This is a genomic window from Bradyrhizobium sp. S3.7.6, assembly GCF_054061875.1.
Genome location: NZ_JBSSEQ010000001.1, coordinates 3,967,960 through 3,986,385 on the forward strand (window position 1 = coordinate 3,967,960; position 18,426 = coordinate 3,986,385).

The window sequence follows — 18,426 nt, forward strand, 5'->3', positions numbered from 1 at the left end:
CCACAACGACTTCCGGAACTGCTGATGCCGAGCTTTCACAACGGCGCCGTTGAAATTGCCTATCTCGACGAAGGCGAGGGCGATCCGATCATCCTGGTGCACGGCTTTGCCTCGAGCAAGAACGTGAACTGGGTCTATCCGACCTGGGTCTCGGAACTGCGCAAGAACGGCCGCCGTGTCATCGCGCTCGACAATCGCGGCCATGGCGAAAGCGCAAAGCTCTACGAGCCCAAGCAGTACTCGATCCCGACCATGGCCGGCGACGTGCTCGCGCTGATGGATCACCTCGCGATTCCGCAGGCCGACATGATGGGCTATTCGATGGGCGGACGGATGACGGCCTGGCTCTCCCTGAACGAGTCGCAGCGCCTGCGCTCGGCGATCCTCGGCGGCATCGGTATCGGCGGCCTGATCGAGGGCACCGGGCCCGGCGAGAACGTCGCGAAGGCGCTGGAGGCGCCCTCGCTCGACGACGTCACCGATCCGGTCGGCCGCACGTTTCGCGCCTTCGCCGATCAGACCCGTTCCGACCGTCGTGCGCTCGCCGCCTGCCTGCGCGGCACCCGCGACCTCATGACGAAGGAAGAGGCCGCGCGCATCGACGTGCCCGTGCTGATCGCGGTCGGCAGCGCCGACGACGTCGCAGGATCCGCCAGCGCGCTCGGCGCCATCATCCCGGGATCGGAAGTGCTAGATATCCCCAACCGCGACCACATGCGCGCGGTCGGCGACAAGGTCTACAAGACCGGCGTGCTCGACTTCCTGTCACGCCGCGGCTGAGGTCTCGTCGTCAGGTTGGTCGTCACCGAAACGACGTGCCAGCGCCATCAGCACCACGAAGGTCGCGACCCACACCATCCGTGCGCCGTAGCGGTCGTGCGGGCCCGAGATCACGCCGCAGATGAAGGCGTTGCCGAGCAGCGCCAGCGCGACGGTTGCCGCCAGCAGCGTCAGATCGTCGAGCCTGCGGCTCGCCAGCGCATGCGCGAGCAACACGACCAGCGCCAGCATCGAGGCCAGCGCGACGGGAACGTGCAGCCGGTTGACGTGATCGAAATCGAGGCCGTGATTCTGTTGCCGCGCCGCGCGCATCGGCGCGACTTGCGCCGGGATGTAGCGCTCGATGATGCCGTAGGTGTGCCCGATCCAGACACTGGTGCCTTCGCCGGTGGCCACATGCAGCAATTGCTGGCCCATCGCCCGCAACGCCGCGCCGGCCTGCCACGCCGGATAGTCGGCGAGCGAATGCACGACGATATAGCCCATCTCGTCGTTCATGCCTTCGAAGCGGCCGAGCGTGTTGAACATGCTCTTGCCCCACAGGAACTCGTCGGCGGTCGCCGGCAATTGGTCGCGATAGGGACAGAGCTTGTAGCGCTCGCGCGGGCAGTGATCGTCGAGGAAGCGCGCGACGATACCGTCCTGCATCATGCGTCCGAAAGCGACGCCATAGCCGCCGGGCGTCCAGGCCCATTTGCCCGACAGCGCATGGTTTGCCGACACCAGCATCAGGCCGCCCGCGACGATGGTGAGGCTCGCCTGCGTTAGTCCGGCGAGCGGCAGGCGCGCGCCGAGGAACGGCCGCACCATCCAGCCGGCGGCACAGAGACCGAACAGCACGCCGAGTGTGGCGCTGTGGGTTGAGGCGGCAAAGGCGGTGAAGGCGAACAGCGAGATCTTTTCGAGGCCCGATGTCCGGCTCGCGCCGACGACCAGCAAGAACACGGACAGGATCGAGAGCCCTGCAAAGATGTCCGTGAGCAGCATGCTCGCGAGCCAGGGCAACGCGGTCGACAGGATCAGGCAGAGGCTGATCGCGACGAAGCGAGACGTCTGCATCAACCCGAGTACGCGTAGCGTCAGTTGCAACAGCCACAGCGTCGCCAGCGACTGGCCCGCGAGATTGATCCAGAAGCCGAAACTCTCGCCGTAGTGCAGATAGAGGCCGAACACGGTGGAGCGGCTCGGGACCAGATAGCCTTCGTACCAGCGCGCCAGATAGCCGCCGGTATCCCATTGCAACAGCGGATAGCCGTTCCAGAACGCCGGCGCGATCAAGAGGAGGGGCAGTCCCACCGCCGCCAGCCGCAGCCAAAGCGAGCCCGCGGCGCCCGCGCGCAATTGATCGGTGGTGATGCTCAAATCCGCTCCGTCGTGTTCCCCGACCATGCCCGCAACAGCCGTCGAGGCGGAATTCACCAATAGTTTGACGCTGCCCGGCTTGAATTTGGCAAAACCCTGACCATTTTGAGCCGACCTCGCCGCCTGGGGGCGTCAGAAGAAACTGTTGTGTTTCAAGGCGTTGGCGTGCTTTCGCGGAGCAATTCACTGTTCACTCTCAGGCAAGCCCGTCGGGACTTCGTCGGCTAGACTGTGTTATAGAGCCAGCAAAATGAGCCAATTCGAAAGAGCAGATCCTATGGCAGTGCATCAGGTCAGTCCGGGAGGAAAGCTCGCAACGCTCGATCCGATCTGGGATCGGATCCGCGGCGAGGCGGAGGACATCGTCCATCGCGAGCCGGAGCTTGCGACCTTCATCTACTCGACGGTGCTGCATCACAGTCGCCTGGAAGATTCGGTGATCCATCGTCTCGCCGACCGGCTCGATCATTCCGCGCTGTCGGGTGATCTCGTTCGCCAGACCTATGACGAGGCGCTGCGCGAGGCTCCCGATCTCGGCAACGCCTTCCGCGCCGATCTCGTCGCCGTCTACGATCGCGATCCCGCGACGTCGCGCTTCATCGACCCCTTGCTCTACTTCAAGGGCTTTCACGCCATTCAGACCCATCGCCTCGCGCACTGGCTCTATCTGAAGGGCCGCAAGGACTTTGCGTATTATCTCCAGAGCCGCGCGTCTGCGGTGTTCCAGACCGACATCAATCCCGCCGCGCGCATCGGCCGCGGCATCTTCCTCGACCACGCCACCGGCTTCGTCTGCGGTGAGACCGCGGTGATCGAGGATGACGTCTCGATCCTGCACGGCGTCACGCTCGGCGGCACCGGCAAGGAGAACGAGGACCGCCATCCGAAGATCCGTCACGGCGTCCTGATCGGCGCCGGCGCAAAGATCCTCGGCAACATCGAGATCGGTCATTGCGCGCGCATCGCCGCCGGCTCGGTCGTGGTCAAGCCGGTGCCGCACAACGTCACGGTTGCCGGCGTGCCCGCCAAGATCGTCGGCGAGGCCGGCTGCGCCGAGCCGTCGCGCACCATGGATCAGATGATCAACGCGATGGGACTTTGAGCGAGAGAAAATGGCCGGATTCTGCGGCCCTGTTCGTCCCCAAATTCTTTGGCAATTGATGCTGGCGGTTCGTCGCGTCTCGTCCTAAAACCCCGCCAACCCAGATTTCGATTGGAGACTTGCCGTGGACGTCAAGGAAGTAAGGAAGCTCGACGCGTATCTGAAGCGCGTATTCGGCAATCCCAAGATCCGCGTCGTGCCGCGGCCGAAGAAGGATGATTCCGCCGAGGTCTATATCGGCGAGGAGTTCATCGGCGTGCTCTTCGTCGATGACGAGGATGATGATCGCTCGTTCCAATTCCAGATGGCGATCCTCGAGGACGATCTCGTCGATCAGGAATAGTTTCTCTCTCCGTCATTGCGAGCGAAGCGAAGCAATCCAGGATCTTTCCGCGGAGGAATTCTGGATTGCTTCGCTCTGCTCGCAATGACGAACGTTAACTCCGCGGTTCCGTAGTTCTATTTCTTCGCGAGAATGCGCAGTCGCGCCGTGGCATCAGCGACAGTGATGCCGTTCGCATCGACGAGATCGGCCTGCACGACCATATCGCGATCCGTCCGTTCGACAACGCGCGCGCGTGCCGTGATGGCTCCGACCGCTGCAGGCTTCAGGAAGCGCGTATCCAGACTTCTGGTGACCACTGTCAGGTCGGGAGACAGCGCTGCCAGAGCGCCAATCCCGGTGGCGGAGTCCAGCATCGCCGCGAGGAAGCCGCCCTGGATCGTGCCATGCCTGTTGGTGAATGCGAGCTGCGCCTGGAAGCGGATCAAGGCACGCCCGCCCTCGTCAAAGCCGAGCCATTCGCGCCCCAACAATTGGGCGCCCGGAGGCAGGTTTGCTGCTGCATCGGTCACGTCGATCGCCGCGCTTGATGTTGTTGGCGACGAGCCTATCAGCCAGTCAATGCGGCGCAAAGCGATCCGCGCTCATCCCTTCGGCCCGCGCAGCTGCGCTGACAGCCGGTCCAGCGCTTCCGCGACATCACGCCATTGCGACAGCCAGCTCCGCGGAAAGCGGAAGGTGAGATCGGCGCCGCCGACACGGCGTTCGGAGAGGCACATGCCGGGCGTGGCGGCATCGCGCGTGCAGCGTGCGGTCAGCGCGGGGCTTGTCGCGGAATAGAAGTCCTCGCTGCCATAGGGCGTGTCGGCGCGGAACATCCGCATCGTCAGGCCGTCCGCCACACTGGTCGCGGCCTGGTCGAGATAGCGCGGATAGATCGTGGCTGTTCGCTGCTCCGGCGCCAGCGCATCGTGATGCGCCGATATCGACAGGAAGACACGGTCGATCGGTTGCATCGCCTCTTCCACGGTGTCGGCGGTGACATGTTTCGGCGCGCCCGGCGGCTCAAGCGAAGGGTAGAGGAAGTCGAGATCGATGCGCTCCTGCGGCCCGGAGTGCCGCTGAATCTTCATCCTGATCGCGGTCGTGGGAACGTTGAACAGCGTGCCGCCGACACTCACCGGCAGCCGGTCCGGAGCATTCGCGCCGCCCGAGCCCCAGGTCGGCCACAGCAAATAGGCGACGAGCGCCACCGCGCCCAGCGCCGCAATGCCGCCGAGCACGATCGGGACGACATGCGCCCGAGGGTGCGTCCTGGAGGACCTAAGGGGAGCTGCCGAAAACATCGTCATGAGCTTGCGCAAGTCGAACCGGGAAGTCGGCCGGTGGCCGACGAATCAGCGGCGAATATGCCATGCGGCGGCGAATTCGCGGAGCGTTCCCGGCCGCCGGGACGGGGAAGGGCCCTGCGCGGATCGGCCCCCGCTGTTAACCTTCCCTTCTGGGTCTTTTCAATGAAATCAATGGTTTCCCACTGAGTTTCCCACTTAGAACGGGTCGATTTCCCTAGGTTTCGTTTCCGGTCCGTTTTGGTTTTGGCCCCAGAAAGTGACGCCGCCCCTGGTCCGGGGCGGCGTTTTTTTCGTGGCGGTGGGCGACTGCCGAGAACGTGACCCGGAAGGTGGGGGCGTGGAACTGTCCCCAGGGCGGGCTGGCCCTGGGGGCATGACCGCATGAAAAAGGACCCCGGCCCAAATGGGGGCTGAGCCGGGGCCTCTGAGGTTTGCCCTTGCGAGCGCTTGGGCGTCGGGAAAACTCGGCAAAAGCCGCGATGTTCCTGGCGCCGATCCGGCCCGAGCCTTGTCCCTCGCCCAGCGGGTGTGAGTTCCGACAACCGTAGCGAGCAGATTGCGGACGACTATTCCCAGCGACCACTCAGCTTGGTTCGCGCGGCGATTGTCGTCTCGATTTCCTGGATCATGTCCCGGAGCCGTTCGGCAAGCCGTTCGAATAGGGCACGCGTCTGCCTGTCTGGCGCAGTTCTCGCCAATCGGCCGCAATACTCTGCCTCCGCCCGGAACTTATCGAGCTGGGCCATCAGTTCCTCCATCCCGCGACGTCCCACGCAAGCGATCCAATGGGCGGAAGATGTAGCGCCAGCGATTGGGCCGGACACTTGGGAAATTTCCCAGGGTGCGAGCTCTACGGTTGCGCGGCAGAAGAAAGATTGCGGAGGCGGTGCCGTCTAAAAAGGAACCCCGGCTTTGAAGCATGAGCCGGGGCCTTGAGGCTGCCCTCACGGCTTGAGGGTAGCCGGAAAACTTGGCAAAAGCCCCGATGTTCCTGCGCCGGTCCGGGGCCGACCTTGACGGGTCTAGACCGGTAGTCGGCACTCGTGTTGATGCGGGGCAACGCGCTCATAGCTGCGAGCATCACCTTGGAAGGACATCCATGACGGTCAAACTATCGCTGGTTCTAATTTTGCTCTTTGCTTCTTCGTCCGTTTTTGCTGCTCCCGACTTCGATAGCGGAAATTATATGCTTCCGCACTGCAAGGCCCTTATTGAGGATAAACCGCCCGGCGTTTGGGAGGGGCAGTGCGGGGGGACTATCGATACCTTGGTTTGGGTCGGGTCCTCCCTTCCAAAACGTGGAAGGTTTTGCGCGCCAAAGGGTATCCCTCACATGCAAGCACATCGTGTCGTTGTCAGTTGGCTCGAACGACATCCAGAAAGACTACATTTGAGCTTTCAGGGCTTGGCGATGGAGGCGCTGATGGAAGCGTGGCCTTGTCCAGCGGAATGAGGCATCGATCATGGGCGTTCCGAAAAACGCGCGAGCCGCGCCCCTAGCTAACGCCACCAGAGAGCCCGGACGGCTCGCGGCGGCGCAGGCCGACATCGCCGAGACGAAGGTCCGAGGATGGCGTGCGAGCGGGTGGGTTTAGGGATGAACGACGATGACGATGACGATCTTGGACAGTTGATCCGGGTCAACAAGAGAGAATGGAACAGCTTCTGGTTCTGGCGCGACAAGCCTGTCGGCGAAAGAGGCATTGCGCGCGAAGTCCTTGAGGCCGCCAAGCTTGAGGTTACTGATCTGAGATCGCTCGACGAAGACCCGCCGGACTGCGAAGCCATGCTCAACGGCCAATTTTCTGGCATCGAGGTGACCGAACTGGTTCACCGTCCCACGCTCGAACGATCCATCAAGGCGGTAAGACAACGAGCGCGAGGCGAAGAGCCTCGGAAGCCCGAAGCCTATTTCAACTGGGACCGCGACGACTTCGTTGTTGCCCTTCAAAAATTGCTGGATGTGAAAAATTCGAAACCGCCCGTGCGATCTTACGAGCGGTACGTCCTCGTCATTCACACCGCCGAATTTTTCTTGGACAGCAACACCGTCGAGCGCTTCCTGCAAGGCGCGAGGTTCAGCAGCGGCCTCATAACCCGCGCCTTTCTTGGCTTGGAGTATGAACCCGACAAAGGCTACCCGGTATTTGAGCTGGACCTGGTGCGCGTGTAGTTGGCCAGCCTTCGGTGGCGGCGCGGGCCGCACCAAAGGACACCAGGGAGGCACGCCCGGTGTCGTATCGGCTTCATGTTCGCGCGTCCGAGTGCGGTTCGAACCTGCCGTTGGGCACCACTGCCTGCAGCACCTCCGTTGCCTTGCGCTCTATCACCTCCAGTGAAAGATCACGGATAAGCCAGCACTCGCGACAGACCCCGAAGACACTGGCGACAGTCGGTTTAGTGGATGCTGGCGTGGTGAGCAGCAATGCCCCGACACACCTCTTGCCTGACATCTGAACGCCGCAGGTGACGCATTCTCTATGTGGAGGTGCCGAGAGACCATCACACCAGCGGCGTGCGGCGCGTTGCAGCAATGGGTGAGCATCGAGCGGATCATCGATATCGACCAAATAGGTCAACAGCGCACCGGATGCCTCGCGCCGATAACGGCGACGGTCGTGACGGTTGCTCATGTCACCACCCCGGTCGGCTCATGCGATCGAACGGGCGGGCGGTCACCGCGTCGGCATCAGGGCGCCTACCGACGAGACTTAGGGTTGCAGCCCCGACAAGAGGCGTTGTCGCTCCTGTTGAAGTCGGCGCTGGTCGGTGCGCATCCGTTCGAGTTCGTCCTCCGCCTTGCTCGTATCCTGCTTCTGCCGTTTCAAGCCGAAGACGAGAGCCTCCTGCTCTGCAAGTTGCCCCTCACCTTCAACTACCTGACGCTCGACCTGCCTTAGCTCGTCAAGGACGGGCTCTCTGTACATGTACATGCGACACGCGCTGCTCCAACAGGTTATCGCCATCTAACCCCCGCGTTCAAAGCTGCGTTCCTAACTGCAGTCTCGAACTAAGTGGAATTGGCGAAGGGAGCCTTCAATCGCGCCGGATTTCGCCGCGCTCCGCGTATCGCCAGCGCTTAGGTACGTGGCCGCGCGTCTTTGACGTCTATCGTAGCGGACACGCGCAATATTGGACCCTGCTCGTCTCTTACGTCGACTTCGACCGGTTTGGTGAAAGGGCCGCGAGCAAAACCAATTATGGTTTCTCCTAATAATTCCAGCGCCAGCCATTCGGCAGCCTTCTGGTCCGCAAGATCGATACCGTCATGATCAATAACGAGGGCCGGACCGCGATAGTCGAAGTAATACCTTGGCATGCCGCACCAACTTGCACCACCCCACCGAGTTCCTAGTTTTCCCGGAGGCAGGCAGTGCCTCTAGGCCGAGCTGACATGCCGAGCCCCTGGGGCAAGTGAAGCTGGCTTCCTAGTTTTCCCGAAGGCTTGGTAATGCAGTGGGTCGAGCTGACGGGCCTAGCTGGGGACCTTCAAACCCAAGGCGGTCTTAATTCAACCCCTCACTGAGTTTCCTTATTATCTCGCGGAGGTGGTTCGCGTACTCCTCAATGATCCGGCGGGCTTCCTCTGAGCGCGTAGGCTTGGGCTCCGGCTTACCGGATTGGGTACCGGAGCCATAACACTCACCGGTGAACGTCCATTGCGCCAGATCAACCGATTTACCGCTCCCACCGCCAACAGGCAGCCGCGGTCATCGATCTGGAGGACCTGCGTATCTCTTCACGTGGCAGGACGGCCCTCGAGGGAAAAAAAGAGCCCATCTCATTCGGGGAGCTGTGCTGGGGCCAGAAGGATGATTGCCCTTTCTCAAGGGCGGCCGAAAAACTTGAGAACCGCCGCAATGTTCCTGGCCTTCCACTCGCCGATGATGGTTGGCTGCTTTGTACCGTGTGTCAAATGCCGCGCACCGATCGGTAATTTCAATTCGGGCGCGAAATATGGAACATCCTTGCGGAACATTTCCTCACGCATCTGCTTGGGGTTCTGAGGCGGAACACGGGGGTGGAGTATGACCCACATAGATCCCCTGAAGGGCTGCCGCGTTCTCATCCTTGAAGATGAGTATTTGGTGGGGGATGACCTCGCTAATGCGCTACGCTCGCTCGGCGCTCATGTGACTGGACCGATTTCCCACGTCGCAGAAGCGCTGTCTCTCAATCATGATTGCTTCGATGTTGCCGTACTCGACATAAATTTGCGCGGCCACTCTAGCTATCCGTTCGCGGACGAACTTGCGCGTATGGACAAGCCATTTATGTTCATGACTGGCTACGGCGCCGAGACAATCCCCGATCGATTTAGGCATGTGCACCGAAGGGAAAAGCCCTATCTGCTAGCAGACGCAATCGACGATATCGCCGAACTGTGTAGCGAGGTTCGATCACCTGTCGCGGCGTAGCGTCGACTGGCAATCCGCAGACGGCTTTCTACATTTCTGCCATGCGCAGGCGTTCGGATTTCGCCCTGCCGGTGAAGGCCGACAAGGTTCCGGCTGGGCCAGACTGGTTCCACGAAGTCAAATACGACGGCTACCGCTTGCAGGTCATCCGCGAGTGCGCCTGATCACCAAGCGCGGTATGGACTGGACGAAGCGCTTTCCGTGGATCGCCGAGGTCGCGCGCAAGATCAGGCAGACCCGGTTCGTGATCGACGGCGAGGCGGTGCTGCTGGGCGTGGACGGCATCTCTGACTTCGACGGGCTGCATTCCGGCAAGCACAACGCAGAGGTCCAGCTCTACGCCTTTGACATGCTGGCGGGTGACGGCGACGACATGCGCAAGCTGCCGCTGTCGATGCGCAAGGCCCATTTAGACCGGCTGCTGCGGGGCCGTCCTGAGGGCATCTTCGTCGCGCCGTTCGAACAGGGCGAGGTCGGTCCCCAACTGTTTGAGGCCGCCTGCGGCCTCGGCCTGGAAGGGCTGGTGTCCAAGCACCGCGAGCGCCGCTACACGGCGGGCCGCTGCACCCACTGGGTCAAGGTCAAGAACCGCAGCCACCCAGCCTACAAGCGCGTGCAGGATCATTTCTGACGCTGTCGTTTGTAACAGTGGACCGATGATCTGCCGGTTGGTTAGATTAGCCTCGCTTAGCGAACGAAGGCCATCACCAATGACCCAGCACGAGCTGAATGAGTTCCGACGCGAGCTGCGCGAGCTGTTCGACAGGCATATTCCGCGCACGGCTGCGGCTTGGTTTGAGGTGTTCGACGCCTTGGGCGAGGAGGTCGATCAGTTCAACAAGCGGACCTACACGAATTTCACAGAGGCCGAGTTCGAGGCGCACATGGATGAGGTCCAGAAGGAGGCCGACCGCATTCGGGCGCTTGCCGCCGGGCATTAACTGATGATGCGCCTGTCTGACCCCTTAACGGCCGAATGATCACCGAAATACTCGCCCAAATCCGCTTGCCCAGCTTCACCGCCGGGATCGTGCTGTTCGATGACGTGGTGGTCGAGACCGCGCCGATCGTCCGCTACATGCGGCACTGGTCGAGGGATCGGGTGCGCAAAGAGTGCGAGCAACGCGGCTGGACCGTGAAGGTGGTCCGCCAGAGGGACCGCGAAGACATCACGGCGCCCCCGATGCCGAACGCGCAGATCGTGCAGGACGACGAGAGCTTCGAGATCGTGCGCCAGGACGGCTCGGTCGAGTTCGTCTATTTCGATGACAATGCCAGCCCACGCGCTATCAATGGCCGATTGAGCAAGGAAGCAGCCTTCGCGCGGGCGCAGGGACTGTTGGTGGTCGGGGATGGCAGACGACAATAACAACATCCGCTTTTCGACATTCCTGCGCGTCGATCCCAGCGCCGACGAGTTGGAGAACTTGTGGAAGCACTTCGGTCCCCGCTGCTACCGGCTGGTCTGGCGCACGCCGGTCCCGATTGAGAACCGCCTTGCATTCGGCAAAGTCTTTGCGGATCGCCGGCTTGAGATCACCAAAAGCGGCATCGACCCGTGGCGCGTCGCCTTCACCGACTTCGGCCGCAGCCTTACGGTCTCGACCGTGTTCTTGGGCCTCGATCATCGCTTCATGGGCGAGGGGCCGCCGCTGCTGTTTGAGACCATAATCTTCGGCGGTGAGCATGATCTTGATCTGAGCCGCACCTCGACTTGGGAGGGGGCGGAAGCGATGCACGCCCGCACCGTTGAACAGTTACGATCCCTCAAGGTGGTGAAATGAGCGAGCAGGCTTGGCTTCACTGCAGGCGGCGGAAGGGCGAGGGCCGACGCAAAGTCTCATTCGGCATCTCTCCGAATTGCGAGTAATACCATTTCGCGAACCGCCCGAGATGGGCGAAGCCGTGCTTAATCGCGGCTCTCTCGACTGTCGTGCCGGGCGTTGCCGTCAAAAGCGTGTTGTGCGCATCGGAGAGCTGCTTGCGGCGAAGGAATTCCATGGGCGACATGCTATGCACTTCGTCAAACGCGCGGTACAGGGCGCGCCGAGACACGCCTGCATGGACGACCAAGTCGGAGACGAGCAGCGGACGAGTACCGGCTTCGATCACAAAGTTCTCGACCTCGCGTACCAGCGCCACCTCCGACCGCAGACGCGGGCCGCGATAGCGATAGCCGGCGGCGTCGATCACTGGCGCGGTAACCAGTTCCAGAATGGCGTGCTTGTAATGCTCAGCCTCCCACGGCGGCATCGTTGCCACATGTTCGGCGATTACCGCGAGCAACCTCCGCACCTCTGCGGTGTGAGCGGCGGCGAGGGCTGGATCGGCGGTCAGCAGCGTGCTCGGTTGCCGCCAAGCGGGCGCATTCTGCGCGCCGGGCTCGGGAACGAGGCGGGCGAACATCTCCTCTTGCTCGGCGAGGACCGTGACATAATTGTTGGCACCCGAAAAACTCGAATAGAGTTCCTGACCGGGCGCGAGGATTAAAAGATCGCCCGGTGCCATGTCGTAATAGCAAATCACCGCAGGATTGGCGATGAAGCCAAACACCCATCGGTCGGGGCTCAACACGCCGCGCTGGCGAATGCCGCGCGTGAAGTCGCCCGTCGAAACGCCAACCGAGCCAAGAGCTAGGTGTGTCAATTTCACGGTGATCTGGCCGGGCTCAAGCTGCGCGATGTCCGATTGGGCATTCTGCACCGCCTCGTGCAGCGCCTCGGGATCGCGAAATTCATTCTGCCGTATCGTGATGATCGAACTCATAGGAACGCGCCTTTGCCACTTATTTCTGGTTCTCCAACGCGGCTCGCAATTAACAAGATGTTTAGATCGCGGAATTGTATGGATGCGATCCATTCAATGCCGTGCGGCGCGGTTGCATTCGCTCATTGCTTCTCCCAACCCTCGGGCTTGCCGTAGTGAGCGAACAGGGCCTCCTCGTTGGGCGGGATCAGCGCTCGCATGGTTTTGATCCAGTGCTCGATCACTTCCTCGCGCAGCGCTGGGTGGTGCCCAGCAAAGTACATCGAGACCAGATCGCAGGGTGCTGCGCCTTGAAACTCGGGGCCTTGGCCCCGCAGCAGTTTCTTGATCTCCTCGACCAGCGCGTCGACCTCGTTCGGCGTCGGCGTCGGCGTCGGCGTCGGCGTCACAGTCATGCGGCATAGGCCTCATCATCGGCCGCCTCGACGGTGTTGAGGATCACGTCGATCATCGTGACCAGCCTGCGCAGCCGCTTCTCTGCCTCTTCACCGCCATCTTCGCGGTTGTCGATCATGGTGACCAGTTTGCCGCCCATCTCATCGGATCGGAACGGTGACAGCGCAGCGACCAGGGCGTCGAATATCTTGTCGCGGTTGACGGCGCGGGCGATCTGTTCTGCGACCGCTCGCGCGTTCTCGCAGTGGACGGTGATGATGTCTTCCTCATCGACGCAAAGGCTCGCGTTGGTGTTGTCGATGATTGGTCCGAGTGTCAGTCTCATTTGCGCTCTCGTTGTGATTGGTTGGTCGTCAGTCACGGTTTCCGGCGAGGAATTCCTCCAGCTTCTGCCTGTAGAGGTGGTAGACATTCGTGCTCATCTTCTTCACCGCGCCCGCCGGATCAAGCTTGTCACGGATCGTGTCGTTAACGGTTTGGCGAGAGTACCCGATCAACTGGCCAACCTTGGTCGGTGTCGTCTCGTAACGCAGCTCATCGGCATTGGCGTTCTCGCCAGTAAAATGGTCGCGGAACAAGCGGGCGAGCCGCGTAGCGGAGGAGGCGAAATGCTGATCGTCCAGCGCATCTTTCAGCGTGCCGACATGATTTTCCAGCCCGCTCCTGTACAGGGCGTTGAGCGCCGGATGATCGTCAAGCGTCTTGTTAAACGTCGCTCGCGGGAAGACGACAACCTCGCTGGCCATTGCCGCGACGGCGGCGTGGCGATGATGGCAACGCCCATTACCGACAGCGTCGCCGAGCCAACTTCCTGGTGGCCTGATTTCATGAAGGACAGTCTTGCCGTCTCGTTCGACGTTGAGCTTGATCAGACCCTTCAAAACCAAAATTGTCCGCGTTACCTCGTCGCCCGCCTTGAACAGCTTCCGACCTTGCATGACGCTCGCAATTTCCCACCCCAGTCCATTGCGATCAAGATGCTCATTGAGCCATGCCCTATGCTCCTCGCTTAGTGCAGCAGTTGTTGTCATCCAAGTTGCCACCTTTTCTTCTTGTTGTTGCCGCTTTGCGTAAAGCCGCTTGACGTCAAGCAGCTTTACTCTACCTGCGTGCGTAAAGCTGCTTGACGCAGGCTCAGCTTGCGCGCGGTTGCTCCATGACATAGCGTCTCGAAAAATCAAAACCGAAAATTTGTGCGGGGAGAGATCGGTGTGGGGAAAACGGAATTTGTTGGCACGATCCGGCTGTCGTTCCGGCAAAAATGAATTCCGCTCATGCGCGCGCGCATCGACATCGCGTGCAGTGATCGGCGATATCGCCTGCAGCGATAGGCGATTTGGTGTTTCACGCGCTGAGAGTTCATCCGAAGGGTGGCGGTTGACCTTCCTTCGCGTTGCGCGGCAACGTGCCCGATCCCTTGAAATAACAACTCGCAACCAAACACCAACCCAGGGAATAGGACATCATGCCCAACGTTAGATCGGTCACGGACGTCGACGCATACATCGGCGAAAAAATCCGGGGGTATCGCAATCAGCTCAAACTCTCGCAGGACGAGCTCGGGCAACAGCTCGGCGTCTCGTTTCAGCAGGTGCAAAAGTATGAGAAGGGCGTGAACCGGCTGTCCGGATCACGGCTGCAGCAGGTCGCCCAGATTTTCGACTGCGAGATCGTTGACCTGCTTCCGGAGCGGCGCGCTGGGAGGAAGTCGAAAGGACTGTCGAACGTCGATCGCATCGTTGCGACGCGCGACGGCATGAAGCTGGTCGACAGCTTCGTCACCATCAAAGACGAAAACCTGCGAGCGGCGATCGTCGATCTGGCGAGGCGGTTCGAGGGCCTCTGAAACTGAAAACCCACTCTCATCACAAGAGGAAACGCGGAATGGCAAAGAAGGAACCAGAGACCACCGAGGAAGTGAAGTTGTTCGCGGTGGTATCGATCGCGCAGATGGGGCCAGCGATCGCTGCGCTGGAACGCATCGGCGTCGTAGACGTCGGCTACGAGTTCATCACCCACGTCAATCACTTCAAGAACAAGAAGATGCATGAGGTCAGCGCGACGGACTTCGCCGCCGAATACGTGCAGGCAAATCCCAGGTTCACGTCGGCGGCGATCGTCGCGCACTTCAAAGCGGCGGGCCGCGAGGGCAGTGCTGCATATTATGGGCTCAAGAAACTGGCCGAGGCTAACGTCATCAGAAAAAGCGGTGACGAGTTCATTCGTGTCGAGGCGCTGCCAGCGCCGGAGCCGAAGGCGAAGGGTCAGCACTATGAGGTGCCGAACAAAGGGCTGATCGAGGGCGCCATCAAGGGGCGAAAGCAATTCACGGTGCGCGAGCTGCGGGATTTGTTCGTGAAAGAAGGGCGTCAGGAGAAATCGATCAGCCCGATCCTGTCCAAGATGGCGAGCGAGAAGCTGATCAAGAAGGCAGGCCCAGGTGAATACACAGTTCTTGCGAAGGGTGCGAAGGCAGCCGCCGAAGCCCCGGCACCTATCCCTAACGGCGCGTCACTGAACGGCAGTGGAGTGGCGGCACATGGCTAAGAAGACGAAGGCCGCAACGAACGGACACGGCAAGCCCGGACACAACAAGCGCAACGGAACGATCCGGCTCTACAGAAAAATCATCGAACATGATCACGACCCGGACATGGACGAAGTCTGCAGCGTCATCGCCAAGGAGGGCCTGACCGTCAGTCAAGCCGCGATGTTGTCCGGCGTCGGCAATTCGACCCTCGCCAACTGGCAAAAGAAAAAAACCAAGCGCCCGCAGCATCTGACGATGAAGGCCACGCTAGCGGGCATCGGGTACGCGTTCACCATCAAGCAGGTCGAGAAGCTGGACTTCGCGGCAGAGATGGTGAAGGCGGAACGCTGGCACGAGAAGCGCGAGACCGACCGCAACCAGCAAAAGAAATAGCGAGGGGTAGGCTAGCTCCGGGCTTCGGCCCGGAGCGGGGATCAGCGTGAGGATGCAAATGACGAAGAAGTTCCGCAAGATGAAGGGGTCAGCATGAGCGAATTTGAAACTGAACTTGAGCTGGTGGTCAGGAAGCACCTTGGCTCGCCGCGCTGGAATGAGGACTATCAGGCGATCTACAATGCATTGGAAGATGCTGCCCGGAGGCTTGCCCTGGAGGCAGACGAGTATCCGTCGAGCGAAGACCCTGAGTGGACTGGACGGAGACCGACTGGACGGAGACCGCGTCGTGCGACAATGCGGTAGTTGTTCGCTGTGCTGCAAGCTGCTGCCGGTGCCGCGGCTCGGCAAGAAGGCGGGTCAACGCTGCAAGCACCGGAAACACGACAAGGGCTGCGTGGTTTATCACACCCCCGCGATGCCGCCGGAATGTGCTGTCTGGAATTGCCGCTGGCTGGTCAACGACGACGCCGCCGATCTCAGGCGCCCCGACCACGCCCATTACGTCATCGACATTATGCCGGACTTCATCACCATCGCGCCCGACGATGGCGGCGATCCGCAGAACATCCAGGTCGTGCAGGTCTGGATCGATCCGAAGCACCCTGATGCCCACCGCGATCCGGCGCTGCGGCGCTGGATGCTACGGCGGGCGGAGGAGGGCAAGGCTGCGTTGGTCCGGCTCAATCAGCACGATGCCATCGTGATCTTCGCGCCGCCGTTCGATGCCAAGGGCGAGTGGCACGAGATTAAGAGCGGCATGAAGGCGGTCAAGACGCATACCTTCGCCGAAGTGCTGCAGGCGCTAGGCGAGGATGGTGGTGACGGATGATGAGGGGACGGTTCACCATAGCGGCGATCTGCACAGCAACGCTGGCGCACGCCGAAGCCTTCGCTGAGCGCTGGCCCGCACCGCCTGTTGTCGATCCGGTGGTGGCGCAGGCTCCGGTGAAGGCAGCCTGACCGCCAGACAAGGCCCGGCGGCGGGCGTCTGGCTGCCATCGCTTCTACTTCACCAAGAACAAGCATCGCTATTGGACGTGCAGGCGCCTAGGCTGATCACCCCCGCGACGGAGTTTGCGCGGGCCGCTGACCATACGCTCGTCTGCACGACCCCTGGTCAGCGTGGCTTCGTCTCCCTGAGATCAAGCCAGGCCAAAAGGAGGTAGCCGAAAGGACAGCTTCAATTTTCCGGTCGTGGCCTATGAAATGGTCGACCGCGATCAGATCGCGACTATCCAGTTCACCGACTTCAATGGTCGCGCGCGTGTCGTCACCAAAAATCCAGACGGCTCATGGACCTATTTCCCGAGAGATCATAGCAAGTGGGTCTATGGCTGCTTCAACAACAACGGGTTGGTGATGGAACTGACGAGGACAATCCTGCTGGGCGGCCTGCTGCTGGTCGCCGCGAACGCCGCCGACGCCGCCGAGATGCCTTCGATGTTCCACGGCCGATGGTGCGGCGAGCCGCACATGATGAAGCACTGCGGGAAGGATGAGGAAGGCATCCAGATCACCGCGCGCGGGTTTCACTACGAGGCTGGAAACGAAGCTGGGTGCAGACTTGTCGGGCTGAGGCCGCAATGGCCGACGACGCGGGCCGATGTCGAGTATCGCGCGACGTTCGTCTGCGGCGGCGAGAGACCGCCTAACCACCGGGAATACTACTGGATCGGGTTCTACGATGATGACCGCAACGAGGGTCTGTTCCTGCTGAAGTCCGAAAAGACGTTCGGGAGGTCCAAATGAGGGCGCTGATCGCGCTGCTGGTTCTGATCGCTTCCGGTGACGCGATGGCCCCAGCAGCGCCAGTTCTACGATGCCGCCGGGCGCAACGCTGGCCGCGCGTCACCGACACCCAAGAAACCACGACGCTGTATGGCCGGACGGCTAAGCGGGTTATTGCGCCTCATGCGCGAGTGCCGCGTCGTACTCGCACAGCAAATCGATGATGTGCTGCTCCTCAGGCTCGATCACTTCAGGCATCTCCCCACACCAGTTGATGGCAATGAAGCCTTCGGCCAGCTTACCGATATGTTGATCCCTGTGATGGAGCAGTCGCGCCAATGCCACGTCTTGCCCACTCAGGCGTTCCAATTCCGCCAGCAAGGTCGAAGACTGCTTTTCGGGCTCGGTCGATGCTGATGTCCCCACGGTCATAGGCCCTCCTGAGGTCGTCAACTGCAGCGTTATTCTTAGCGGTTTTCCACTTTGAAGGGAATAGCTCACGCACCGGCTCCCACGTCGCCGACTGTCCGGCGCGCGGGATCTGGCCCTTGCAGATTGACGGCGGTGCTGGCTCTGCCGGTGGCAGGGCGTCAAGCTGCGATTGACGTTTATCGGTAGCTCCAAAAGTGGGGGAGGCCGGGGCCGCTCCCAGCACCCCCGCGAGCCACATCACGACGGCGATCAGGCAGAGCAGGCCGACGATGACCTTGCCCCACTTCATGACGTTGGCGTCGATTGCCCAGCCCATGAACGACTGGATCACCCAGACGATGACGAAGGCGATGAAGACGATGATGGCGATGTAGAGCAGCAGGTTCAGGAAGCTGATCAGGATGCCCATGGTGTTCTCCTACTTGATGCAGCGTTCAAGGATGGTGTCGCGGCGCGCAACGGCGCCGCTGACCTCGTGCAGGGTGTAGGCGAAGCCAGCGAGCACCGTGATGTTGACGATCAGGATCGCGAGCACAAAGGGCGTCTCCTTCATCTGGTCGACCACCTTGTGCGCGAGGTCACCTGGGACGTTCATGGCTCGCCCCTCATCTTCGCGATGAATTCGTCCAGCGACAGCGGCGGCAGGCCCTCCATCGCGCGGATGCGGTTCTCATGGTCGAACAGCACTTGATCTTCGACGGTTGGCATCGGCGGCACCGGCGCTGGCGGCACATATGGATCGGGTACGCCACCATCGGCGAGCCACGCCTGATATTCGGCCCAGTCGCGGTTGGCGGGATCGTTGGGGATGCAGGCGTGGTCTGCGGCGCGCTGCACGGGGCCGTTGGCGTCCTCGGTGGTGAGCTGATACTCGGCCATCG

The 18,426-nt window shown here is 61.3% G+C and carries 32 protein-coding genes; 18 read left to right on the plus strand and 14 right to left on the minus strand.

Annotated elements, in window-relative coordinates:
- Positions 1 to 24 precede the first annotated feature (24 nt).
- Positions 25 to 780, plus strand: coding sequence for an alpha/beta fold hydrolase (locus tag ACVJ5M_RS18735; RefSeq protein ID WP_283016932.1), 756 nt, complete (start codon positions 25 to 27; stop codon positions 778 to 780).
- Here ACVJ5M_RS18735 and ACVJ5M_RS18740 read toward each other — a convergent pair.
- Positions 766 to 2,142: a hypothetical protein gene (locus tag ACVJ5M_RS18740; protein ID WP_354097501.1), complete on the minus strand. Its 1,377-nt coding sequence runs from the start codon at positions 2,140 to 2,142 to the stop codon at positions 766 to 768. The genes ACVJ5M_RS18735 and ACVJ5M_RS18740 overlap by 15 nt on opposite strands.
- 277 nt (positions 2,143 to 2,419) lie before the next feature.
- Here ACVJ5M_RS18740 and cysE point away from each other — a divergent pair, with 277 nt between their 5' ends.
- Together cysE and ACVJ5M_RS18750 are read left to right on the plus strand one after the other, a co-directional pair.
- Entirely contained in the window at positions 2,420 to 3,244 is an 825-nt protein-coding gene (gene cysE, locus ACVJ5M_RS18745) for a serine O-acetyltransferase (RefSeq protein ID WP_014494283.1), read from the plus strand.
- Between the two features lie 124 nt (positions 3,245 to 3,368).
- Positions 3,369 to 3,587, plus strand: a complete 219-nt coding sequence (locus ACVJ5M_RS18750; RefSeq protein ID WP_007602550.1) for a DUF3126 family protein — start codon at positions 3,369 to 3,371, stop codon at positions 3,585 to 3,587.
- Positions 3,588 to 3,703: 116 nt separating this feature from the next.
- Here the strand turns inward: ACVJ5M_RS18750 and ACVJ5M_RS18755 are convergent, their stop codons facing one another.
- The 3 genes from ACVJ5M_RS18755 to ACVJ5M_RS18765 form a co-directional block, all read right to left on the minus strand.
- The gene (locus tag ACVJ5M_RS18755) at positions 3,704 to 4,159 is read right to left on the minus strand and encodes a PaaI family thioesterase (RefSeq protein ID WP_354097502.1); all 456 of its coding nucleotides are present in this window, start codon (positions 4,157 to 4,159) and stop codon (positions 3,704 to 3,706) included.
- Positions 4,160 to 4,171: 12 nt separating this feature from the next.
- Positions 4,172 to 4,879: a hypothetical protein gene (locus tag ACVJ5M_RS18760; protein WP_354097503.1), complete on the minus strand. Its 708-nt coding sequence runs from the start codon at positions 4,877 to 4,879 to the stop codon at positions 4,172 to 4,174.
- A 566-nt stretch (positions 4,880 to 5,445) separates the two neighbouring features.
- Positions 5,446 to 5,625, minus strand: coding sequence for a hypothetical protein (locus tag ACVJ5M_RS18765; protein ID WP_144030752.1), 180 nt, complete (start codon positions 5,623 to 5,625; stop codon positions 5,446 to 5,448).
- 440 nt (positions 5,626 to 6,065) lie between these two features.
- Between ACVJ5M_RS18765 and ACVJ5M_RS18770 the strand changes: the two genes are divergently transcribed.
- A complete protein-coding gene (locus ACVJ5M_RS18770) occupies positions 6,066 to 6,332 on the plus strand; it encodes a Rap1a/Tai family immunity protein (protein WP_354076582.1) in 267 nt (88 codons plus the stop codon).
- Positions 6,333 to 6,476: 144 nt separating this feature from the next.
- Positions 6,477 to 7,052, plus strand: a complete 576-nt coding sequence (locus ACVJ5M_RS18775) for a hypothetical protein (protein ID WP_354076377.1) — start codon at positions 6,477 to 6,479, stop codon at positions 7,050 to 7,052.
- A 73-nt stretch (positions 7,053 to 7,125) separates the two neighbouring features.
- On the opposite strand, the gene ACVJ5M_RS18780 is transcribed toward ACVJ5M_RS18775, so the two are convergent.
- Positions 7,126 to 7,512 carry a hypothetical protein gene (locus ACVJ5M_RS18780; protein ID WP_144030754.1) on the minus strand — a complete coding sequence of 129 codons (387 nt, stop codon included), beginning with the start codon at positions 7,510 to 7,512 and terminating at the stop codon, positions 7,126 to 7,128.
- Positions 7,513 to 7,596: 84 nt separating this feature from the next.
- Here ACVJ5M_RS18780 and ACVJ5M_RS18785 point away from each other — a divergent pair, with 84 nt between their 5' ends.
- Positions 7,597 to 7,779: a hypothetical protein gene (locus ACVJ5M_RS18785; RefSeq protein ID WP_354076380.1), complete on the plus strand. Its 183-nt coding sequence runs from the start codon at positions 7,597 to 7,599 to the stop codon at positions 7,777 to 7,779.
- Positions 7,780 to 7,958: 179 nt separating this feature from the next.
- Here the strand turns inward: ACVJ5M_RS18785 and ACVJ5M_RS18790 are convergent, their stop codons facing one another.
- A complete protein-coding gene (locus ACVJ5M_RS18790; RefSeq protein WP_354076382.1) occupies positions 7,959 to 8,198 on the minus strand; it encodes a DUF6894 family protein in 240 nt (79 codons plus the stop codon).
- Positions 8,199 to 8,705: 507 nt separating this feature from the next.
- Positions 8,706 to 8,870 (minus strand): hypothetical protein, encoded by a 165-nt coding sequence (locus tag ACVJ5M_RS18795; protein ID WP_161495841.1) that lies wholly within the window; start codon positions 8,868 to 8,870, stop codon positions 8,706 to 8,708.
- Positions 8,871 to 8,907: 37 nt separating this feature from the next.
- On the opposite strand from ACVJ5M_RS18795, the gene ACVJ5M_RS18800 reads away from it, so the two are divergent.
- The 6 genes from ACVJ5M_RS18800 to ACVJ5M_RS18825 all read left to right on the plus strand — a co-directional run bounded on the left by ACVJ5M_RS18800 (position 8,908) and on the right by ACVJ5M_RS18825 (position 11,081).
- Positions 8,908 to 9,297, plus strand: a complete 390-nt coding sequence (locus ACVJ5M_RS18800; RefSeq protein WP_354076385.1) for a response regulator — start codon at positions 8,908 to 8,910, stop codon at positions 9,295 to 9,297.
- A gap of 41 nt (positions 9,298 to 9,338) precedes the next feature.
- Positions 9,339 to 9,461, plus strand: a complete 123-nt coding sequence (locus ACVJ5M_RS18805) for a hypothetical protein (protein ID WP_349642895.1) — start codon at positions 9,339 to 9,341, stop codon at positions 9,459 to 9,461.
- Positions 9,452 to 9,928: an ATP-dependent DNA ligase gene (locus ACVJ5M_RS18810; protein ID WP_354097506.1), complete on the plus strand. Its 477-nt coding sequence runs from the start codon at positions 9,452 to 9,454 to the stop codon at positions 9,926 to 9,928. Before ACVJ5M_RS18805 ends, ACVJ5M_RS18810 begins: the two co-directional genes overlap by 10 nt.
- 79 nt (positions 9,929 to 10,007) lie before the next feature.
- Positions 10,008 to 10,238 (plus strand): hypothetical protein, encoded by a 231-nt coding sequence (locus tag ACVJ5M_RS18815; protein ID WP_354076390.1) that lies wholly within the window; start codon positions 10,008 to 10,010, stop codon positions 10,236 to 10,238.
- Positions 10,239 to 10,273: 35 nt separating this feature from the next.
- Positions 10,274 to 10,666 carry a hypothetical protein gene (locus ACVJ5M_RS18820; protein ID WP_354076392.1) on the plus strand — a complete coding sequence of 131 codons (393 nt, stop codon included), beginning with the start codon at positions 10,274 to 10,276 and terminating at the stop codon, positions 10,664 to 10,666.
- A complete protein-coding gene (locus tag ACVJ5M_RS18825) occupies positions 10,650 to 11,081 on the plus strand; it encodes a hypothetical protein (protein WP_354076394.1) in 432 nt (143 codons plus the stop codon). The genes ACVJ5M_RS18820 and ACVJ5M_RS18825 overlap by 17 nt, the downstream gene beginning before the upstream one ends.
- Before the next feature lie 16 nt (positions 11,082 to 11,097).
- Here ACVJ5M_RS18825 and ACVJ5M_RS18830 read toward each other — a convergent pair whose 3' ends face one another.
- The 4 genes from ACVJ5M_RS18830 to ACVJ5M_RS18845 all read right to left on the minus strand — a co-directional run bounded on the left by ACVJ5M_RS18830 (position 11,098) and on the right by ACVJ5M_RS18845 (position 13,895).
- Positions 11,098 to 12,063 carry an AraC family transcriptional regulator gene (locus ACVJ5M_RS18830; RefSeq protein WP_354076396.1) on the minus strand — a complete coding sequence of 322 codons (966 nt, stop codon included), beginning with the start codon at positions 12,061 to 12,063 and terminating at the stop codon, positions 11,098 to 11,100.
- A gap of 122 nt (positions 12,064 to 12,185) precedes the next feature.
- A complete protein-coding gene (locus tag ACVJ5M_RS18835; RefSeq protein ID WP_354076398.1) occupies positions 12,186 to 12,458 on the minus strand; it encodes a hypothetical protein in 273 nt (90 codons plus the stop codon).
- Entirely contained in the window at positions 12,455 to 12,784 is a 330-nt protein-coding gene (locus ACVJ5M_RS18840) for a hypothetical protein (protein ID WP_354076400.1), read from the minus strand. Before ACVJ5M_RS18840 ends, ACVJ5M_RS18835 begins: the two co-directional genes overlap by 4 nt.
- Before the next feature lie 28 nt (positions 12,785 to 12,812).
- Positions 12,813 to 13,895, minus strand: coding sequence for a Crp/Fnr family transcriptional regulator (locus tag ACVJ5M_RS18845; protein ID WP_354100270.1), 1,083 nt, complete (start codon positions 13,893 to 13,895; stop codon positions 12,813 to 12,815).
- A gap of 29 nt (positions 13,896 to 13,924) precedes the next feature.
- On the opposite strand from ACVJ5M_RS18845, the gene ACVJ5M_RS18850 reads away from it, so the two are divergent.
- From ACVJ5M_RS18850 to ACVJ5M_RS18875, 6 genes are all read left to right on the plus strand, one after another.
- A complete protein-coding gene (locus tag ACVJ5M_RS18850; RefSeq protein ID WP_085401634.1) occupies positions 13,925 to 14,305 on the plus strand; it encodes a helix-turn-helix domain-containing protein in 381 nt (126 codons plus the stop codon).
- An 86-nt stretch (positions 14,306 to 14,391) separates the two neighbouring features.
- Positions 14,392 to 15,006 carry a hypothetical protein gene (locus ACVJ5M_RS18855; protein WP_456679368.1) on the plus strand — a complete coding sequence of 205 codons (615 nt, stop codon included), beginning with the start codon at positions 14,392 to 14,394 and terminating at the stop codon, positions 15,004 to 15,006.
- Positions 14,999 to 15,382 (plus strand): hypothetical protein, encoded by a 384-nt coding sequence (locus ACVJ5M_RS18860; RefSeq protein ID WP_085401636.1) that lies wholly within the window; start codon positions 14,999 to 15,001, stop codon positions 15,380 to 15,382. The genes ACVJ5M_RS18855 and ACVJ5M_RS18860 overlap by 8 nt, the downstream gene beginning before the upstream one ends.
- Positions 15,383 to 15,671: 289 nt before the next feature.
- Positions 15,672 to 16,214 carry a hypothetical protein gene (locus ACVJ5M_RS18865; RefSeq protein ID WP_456679369.1) on the plus strand — a complete coding sequence of 181 codons (543 nt, stop codon included), beginning with the start codon at positions 15,672 to 15,674 and terminating at the stop codon, positions 16,212 to 16,214.
- Complete coding sequence (locus tag ACVJ5M_RS18870) at positions 16,211 to 16,345, plus strand: hypothetical protein (RefSeq protein WP_354076410.1); 135 nt, start codon at positions 16,211 to 16,213, stop codon at positions 16,343 to 16,345. Before ACVJ5M_RS18865 ends, ACVJ5M_RS18870 begins: the two co-directional genes overlap by 4 nt.
- 246 nt (positions 16,346 to 16,591) lie before the next feature.
- Complete coding sequence (locus ACVJ5M_RS18875; protein ID WP_354076412.1) at positions 16,592 to 17,134, plus strand: hypothetical protein; 543 nt, start codon at positions 16,592 to 16,594, stop codon at positions 17,132 to 17,134.
- A 277-nt stretch (positions 17,135 to 17,411) separates the two neighbouring features.
- On the opposite strand, the gene ACVJ5M_RS18880 is transcribed toward ACVJ5M_RS18875, so the two are convergent.
- From ACVJ5M_RS18880 to ACVJ5M_RS18890, 3 genes are read right to left on the minus strand one after another with little or no spacing between them, the layout of a single operon-like run.
- Complete coding sequence (locus ACVJ5M_RS18880; RefSeq protein WP_354076414.1) at positions 17,412 to 17,954, minus strand: hypothetical protein; 543 nt, start codon at positions 17,952 to 17,954, stop codon at positions 17,412 to 17,414.
- Between the two features lie 9 nt (positions 17,955 to 17,963).
- On the minus strand, positions 17,964 to 18,140 hold the full coding sequence (locus tag ACVJ5M_RS18885) for a hypothetical protein (protein WP_354076416.1): 177 nt from the start codon (positions 18,138 to 18,140) through the stop codon (positions 17,964 to 17,966).
- On the minus strand, positions 18,137 to 18,424 hold the full coding sequence (locus ACVJ5M_RS18890; RefSeq protein ID WP_354076418.1) for a hypothetical protein: 288 nt from the start codon (positions 18,422 to 18,424) through the stop codon (positions 18,137 to 18,139). The genes ACVJ5M_RS18885 and ACVJ5M_RS18890 overlap by 4 nt, the downstream gene beginning before the upstream one ends.
- Positions 18,425 to 18,426: the final 2 nt, after the last annotated feature.